At 62.5% G+C, this 5,821-nt stretch carries 5 protein-coding genes and 1 pseudogene; 2 read left to right on the plus strand and 4 right to left on the minus strand.

What is annotated here, in order from left to right; genetic code table 11:
• A pseudogene (locus ACXJ7R_RS23060) lies at positions 1-233 on the minus strand (arginyltransferase); the annotation flags it as partial.
• A gap of 140 nt (positions 234-373) precedes the next feature.
• Positions 374-844 (minus strand): RDD family protein, encoded by a 471-nt coding sequence (locus ACXJ7R_RS23065; protein WP_457153868.1) that lies wholly within the window; start codon positions 842-844, stop codon positions 374-376.
• A 210-nt stretch (positions 845-1,054) separates the two neighbouring features.
• On the opposite strand from ACXJ7R_RS23065, the gene sthA reads away from it, so the two are divergent.
• Complete coding sequence (gene sthA, locus ACXJ7R_RS23070) at positions 1,055-2,443, plus strand: Si-specific NAD(P)(+) transhydrogenase (RefSeq protein ID WP_457153869.1); 1,389 nt, start codon at positions 1,055-1,057, stop codon at positions 2,441-2,443.
• 46 nt (positions 2,444-2,489) lie between these two features.
• Here sthA and ACXJ7R_RS23075 read toward each other — a convergent pair whose 3' ends face one another.
• A complete protein-coding gene (locus tag ACXJ7R_RS23075) occupies positions 2,490-3,152 on the minus strand; it encodes an alpha/beta hydrolase (protein ID WP_457153870.1) in 663 nt (220 codons plus the stop codon).
• A 202-nt stretch (positions 3,153-3,354) separates the two neighbouring features.
• On the opposite strand from ACXJ7R_RS23075, the gene ACXJ7R_RS23080 reads away from it, so the two are divergent.
• The gene (locus tag ACXJ7R_RS23080; RefSeq protein ID WP_457153871.1) at positions 3,355-4,557 is read left to right on the plus strand and encodes an OpgC family protein; all 1,203 of its coding nucleotides are present in this window, start codon (positions 3,355-3,357) and stop codon (positions 4,555-4,557) included.
• Between the two features lie 4 nt (positions 4,558-4,561).
• On the opposite strand, the gene ACXJ7R_RS23085 is transcribed toward ACXJ7R_RS23080, so the two are convergent.
• Positions 4,562-5,641 (minus strand): LacI family DNA-binding transcriptional regulator, encoded by a 1,080-nt coding sequence (locus ACXJ7R_RS23085; protein WP_457153872.1) that lies wholly within the window; start codon positions 5,639-5,641, stop codon positions 4,562-4,564.
• Positions 5,642-5,821: the final 180 nt, after the last annotated feature.

Consider the following 5,821-nt stretch of genomic DNA (forward strand, 5'->3'; position numbering starts at 1 on the left):
TCCTGGGCGAGGATGCGTACCGAAACGCAGGCGCGGCAGGTCTCGCATGCCGGCCTGTAGGCGATGTTCTGCGAGCGCCGGAAGCCGCCTTGCGTCAACAGGTCGTTCATCTCCGCCGCCTTGTCGCCGACCAGATGCGTGAACACCTTGCGCTCGAACTGGCCGTCGAGATAAGGGCACGGCGACGGCGCGGTCAGGAAGAACTGCGGCGACTGGGTCGGATGCTGCGTCATCGAGCCTTGGAAACACTCCTTCGAATCGCTCTACCTTTGGCGCGGATGGCGAAAAATTCAACAGGATTGTGTGGGCGTGGTTGACTAGACGCCTTCACATTTACACTCAATCGGCCGTGACTGCGCCTGACGGGGCCGTTTCAGCGGTCGGTGCGGCTGACCACGGTGCCGAGCAAAAGGTCATGCAGCGTGCGCTTGCGATCGGCAAATAAGGTCACCAGAAGGACCAGCGGCGACAGGATGACGTTGCCGGCCCAGAACAGCACCGAATGGACGACGGCGGTCAGACCGTCGATCGGCCTGCCATCGAGCCGGTCGAGCCGGATGCCCATCAGCTTCATGCCCGTAGTGGCTTGGTCGGCACTGCCCAGCGTGTTCCAGATGTAGAGAATGGCGACGGCCGGCACGAGGGCGCCAAACAGCATCCAGCCAAGACCGAGGGTCAAAAGGCCGAGGAAGAACACCAGGATGGCGAACGGAATGGTGAGCAGCGCGACGATGATATAGTCGATCACGAAGGCCAGGATGCGCCGCGTGCGCACGCCGTCATAGGCCCTGACATCGTCGAGCCTGGTCGGGATGATTTCGCCGTCGAGAACGCGCGCGTTCATGTCATTTCCTCGTAACAAGGCCCGACATAGGGTGCGAGCCGCTCGGTAATGAAATGGTGAAGGCCCGCGGCGGAATCAAGATCGAGCTTTTTGCGGCGCGCAAGCCGCGAGCTGCATAAGACGCAATCCGAATCGGTTGAATTTGCGGCGCGGATGGCATTAGCTTGCTGCGGCGCAACAAAGCGCTCAGGGGCAGAGGGACGGGGCACTATGGACTACGACATGCTGGTCATCGGCAGCGGTCCCTCGGGGCGGCGCGCTGCGGTGCAGTCGGCCAAGCTCGGCAAATCGGCGCTGGTGGTCGACCGCGGCCGGCGTCTTGGTGGCGTCTCGGTGCATACCGGCACCATTCCATCGAAAACGCTGCGCGAAACCGTGCTCAACCTCTCGGGTTGGCGCGAGCGTGGCTTCTATGGGCGCGGCTACCGGGTCAAGCAGGATATTTCGGTCGGCGATCTTGTCGAGCGCCTGCACAAGACGCTCGACCACGAGGTCGAGGTGCTCCAGCACCAGTTCATGCGCAACACGGTCAAGAGCGCCCGCGCCGACGTGAAGTTTCTTGGCTCCAACAAGGTCAGCCTGACCACCGACACCGGAGACTACAGCGAGGTTGGTTTTGCCAATGCGCTGATCGCGGTCGGCACAAGGCCGCACAGGCCGCGCGATGTGCCTTTCGACAGGACCCGAATCTTCGACAGCGACGAGATGCTGGAGCTCGACCGTTTGCCGCGCACACTGACCGTGATCGGCGCCGGCGTCATCGGGGTCGAATATGCGACGATCTTTTCCGCGCTAGACGTGCCGGTGACATTGGTCGAGCCGCGCAACTCCATCCTCGATTTCGTCGATCGCGAGATCGTCGACGATTTCATCCACCAGATGCGCGATCGCGGCATGACGATCCGGCTGGGCAGCGCGGTGAAGGAAATCCGGTCCAAGCCGGACGCCGCCGAGGTCGAACTGGCCGATGGCCGCACCATTCGCTCCGAGGTGGTGCTCTACGCCGCCGGCCGAACCGGGAATGTCGGCAGCCTGGGGTTGGATATCGTCGGCATCGAAGCCGACTCAAGGGGGCGGATCAAGGTCGATCCGCAGACCTTCCAGACCAGCGCGCCCAACATCTACGCCGCCGGCGACGTCATCGGCTTTCCGAGCCTGGCCTCGACCTCGATGGAGCAGGGCAGGGTGGCGGCCTGTCATGCTTTCGGCGTGCCCTTGCCGCCGCCGCCTGAAACCTTTCCCTATGGCATCTATGCGGTGCCGGAAATCTCGACGGTCGGCCAGTCCGAGGAACAGGTGCGTGAAAGTGGGGCCGCCTATGAGGTCGGCGTGGCGCGTTTTCGCGAGACCTCGCGCGGCCACATCATGGGGGTCAATACCGGCTTTCTGAAGCTGTTGTTCTCGATCGAAACGCGCCGCCTGCTCGGTGCGCACATCATCGGCGAGGGCGCCACAGAGCTCATCCACATTGGCCAGGCGGTGATCAATCTCGGCGGCACCGTCGACTTCTTCGTCAACAACACCTTCAACTATCCGACGCTCGCCGAAGCTTACAAGATCGCCGGGCTGGATGCCTGGAACCGGATGGGGCGAGGGTAGGCTGGTCGGCGCCGTCGGCATGCTGGTCAGCAACGGCAGCCAGCAGCTAGGCGGCCGTTGCCGTCACCGCCTTCAGCCATTGCCTTACGATTGCCGCGTCGGCGCTGCCGAATTCATGACCCGATGGAACAATCCTCGCGTCGAGGTCGGCGCCATGTTGGCTGAGCAATGTCACCAGAGCCGGCGCGAAGGGCGCATAGGTAAGGTCGGCAGCACCGGCGACGATCAGCACCCGCACGCTTGACAGATCCGTAGCCGGCACGTCGTCGAGCACCGGCATCGGCCGCAGCAGCGCGGCGCGTTCGACGAGGCCCGGATGCAGCAGCATCAGGCTCGAAACCAGATTGGCGCCGTTCGAATAGCCGAGAAAGATCGTGCGGGAGAGATCGAGATTGTGGCGTGTGGCCACATCCGTGACGACCCCTGCAAAAGCGTTGGTTTCGGTGCGGATGCTGTGCTGTTCGAAGCGCGTCGGCGTGATGCGCGCGAACCAGCGGAAACCATCCTCCTGGACAATGCGGCCGCGCACGGCGACCAGCGTGGCGTGCGGCGCGATCTCTCGTGCCAGCGGCACCAATGTCGTCTCATCGACACCCGACCCATGCAGCAGGAAGAAGCATTGACCAGTTGAATCCGCAGGCCTGTAAATGCGGTAGCAGAAGGCGAGATCACGCCGTAACGCACCATCTTGTGAGGTCTCTTCGGTCATGGCCTCATCCTTTTGATTTCATGACGGTTCCGGTCAGTTTGCCGGCTTCAAAACGCAATATTTTCAAGCTCCGCGAAAGTTGATTGAACCGGGCGCATTACTGTCCGTTTCTTCGCCGATATCATTCCTATGGGAGGAATCGAAGCGGTGCGCCGGGGGTCGCATTGCCGGCATGAACAACCAGCTTTGAGGCCTTTTGTCGATGACCACCCAACTTTCCCCGGACCGCGATACGCGCGTCTCGGAGCGTGACACGCGCATCGATGTACTGCGCGCTCTCGCCTTGCTGACCATCTTTGTCGACCACGTGCCGGGTACCGCCTTCGAGTATCTGACCTACAAGAATTTCGGCTTTTCAGACGCGGCAGAGGTCTTCGTGCTGATTTCCGGAATCTCGGTCGCGCTCGCCTATGGCAAGAAATTCCAGCCTGGAAACCGGCTGCTGGCAACGTTGAAGCTGTGGCGCCGTGCTGGCGTGCTCTACGCCGCCCACATCGTCACCACCATGGTGGTGATGGCGATCTTCTGCGCGGCGGCGGTGTTCGCCCGCCGACCTGAGCTGCTGACGATGATCAATATCGAGCCGTTGATCAAGAATACGCCGCAAGTGCTGGTCGGCATCGTGACGCTCGGCCACCAGCTCGGCTACAACAACATCCTGCCGGTCTATGCGGTGCTGCTCCTGCTGGCGCCGGTCTTCCTGCTCTTCGTCAGCTACCGGCCATTGCCGGCACTTGTCGCATCCGGTGCGCTGTGGCTGGTCGCCGGGATCTACCAGATCGCGCCGCCGAACTATCCCGAGCCCGGCTTCTGGTTTCTCAACCCGCTGTCGTGGCAGTTCCTGTTCAACATCGGCCTTGCGGGCACGCTGCATGTGCGTCGCGGTGGCACCATCCCGGTCAATCGCTGGCTGGTTGGCGCGGCTTTGGCCTACACCGCCACGGCGCTGGTCTGGGTGCACAGTCCGCTATGGGGGCAGATCTCCTGGTTGGGCCTGCCTCCGGTGCTGACCGGCTTCGACAAGACGTTCCTGGCGCTGCCGAGGCTGCTGCATATCCTGGCGGTGAGCTATCTGATCGTGGCATTCCCCGCCGTCTCGAACCTGCTCCGCACTGGGCGCGATCATCCGCTTGCCATATTGGGCAAACGATCATTGCCGGTTTTCATTGCCGGCACGGTGCTCGCCCTGACGGCGCAGGTGCTGAAGCTGATCAACCCGGGCGGGCTGGCCTATGACAGCCTGTTGATTGCCGCCGGCATCGCCATGCAGTTTGCGCTTGCCTACTATCTCGAATGGCTTTCGAGCCTTGGCAGGCCCGGGAAAAGCAGACCGGCTCAAAACGCCGCACTGCCGGTCCAGGCGTCCTTCGTCATGTCGTCGATGGCAACAAGAATGGGGCGTTGAGGCGTCAGGCGGGCGAGGGGCCGGATGAGGCCCGCACCACGAGGTCGACCGGCAGCGATTGCCGACTGAACGTGCCGTCGTTTTCGAGGATCGCCTTGACGGCAAGGCGGCCCATCTCGGCGATCGGCTGGACGATTGTGGTCAGCGGCGGCTTGGAGACCGCTCCTTCCGGGACACCGTCGAAGCCGACGATCGAAACGTCGCCCGGGACAGTGATGTCGTGCTGGCGCAGCCAGTCCAGCGCATGCAAGGCGATCCTGTCCGACATTGCCAGGATGGCGGTCGGTGTCTCGGCGCCGGCGAAGATATGATCGAGGCCCGCCCAGACGCTCTCCTCGTCATTGACGGTTTCGTAGATCGGCACCTTCGAGACGTCGATGTCGACGCGGGAGAGTTCGGCGAAGTAGCCGCGCAGGCGGTCACGCGTCCCGTAGTAGAGGGCCTTCTCCACCTGCGCCTGCGTGGTTGGGCCGAAGCCGGCGTCGGCACAGGGCAGGGCAAGCACGGCAAAGCGACGATGCCCGAGCTCGGTCAGATGGCGCGCCGCGAGACCGGCACCGACGATGTTGTCGACACCGATCGCCGCGACCGCCCCGTCGTCGTCCGAATCAAGATCGAGTGCGACAAACGGGAGTTTGCGTTCGCGCGCCAGTTCGACCAGCCTTGAGCCGCCTTCGATACAGAAGACGATGAAGCCATCGACCAGCGCGCTCTGGATGTTCCAGGCGAGCTGTTCGTTGTTGGCGGCGGAGACCAGCGAGATCCCCGCACCAGTCGCGTCGCAAGCCTGCGAGATGCTGGCCATCATCACCCGGGCGAAAGGGTCTTTGAAGAAATAGGACAACGGTTCCGCGGTCGCGACACCGATGGCATTGACCTTGCCGGCGCGCAGCAGCCGACCCTTGGGGTCGGGTCCGCCATATCCCATTGCCTCGGCTGCCGCCTTGACCCGTTCGCGGACCTCCTCGCGCACGATCTCCGGGCGGGCGAACACGTTGGACGCGGTGCCGTGCGACACGCCGGCCGCTTTGGCAATGTCTGCCAGCCGGACCGGTCTTGTCTTTCCAGAGCTCAATGGGGCCATCTTCGTCTCCTGAATTCATCCCATCTAACACTTTCGTTGGATCGGTTCAAATTCTGCCTTGAACAACGACCCGGCGAGGTGTATCTTTGAATCGATCCAAGGGGACAAAGGTCCATATTATTGGATCGATTCAATATCAGCAAGGGAGATGTGTCATGCATCCCGTCAACTATCTCTTCC

It is taken from the genome of Mesorhizobium sp. P5_C1 (genome assembly GCF_054049815.1).

Coding starts and splice junctions, on each gene's coding strand:
- ACXJ7R_RS23065 (WP_457153868.1), bottom strand. CDS start 844: ATGAACGCGCGCGTTCTCGACGGCGAAATCATCCCGACCAGGCTCGAC.
- sthA (WP_457153869.1), top strand. CDS start 1,055: ATGGACTACGACATGCTGGTCATCGGCAGCGGTCCCTCGGGGCGGCGC.
- ACXJ7R_RS23075 (WP_457153870.1), bottom strand. CDS start 3,152: ATGACCGAAGAGACCTCACAAGATGGTGCGTTACGGCGTGATCTCGCC.
- ACXJ7R_RS23080 (WP_457153871.1), top strand. CDS start 3,355: ATGACCACCCAACTTTCCCCGGACCGCGATACGCGCGTCTCGGAGCGT.
- ACXJ7R_RS23085 (WP_457153872.1), bottom strand. CDS start 5,641: ATGGCCCCATTGAGCTCTGGAAAGACAAGACCGGTCCGGCTGGCAGAC.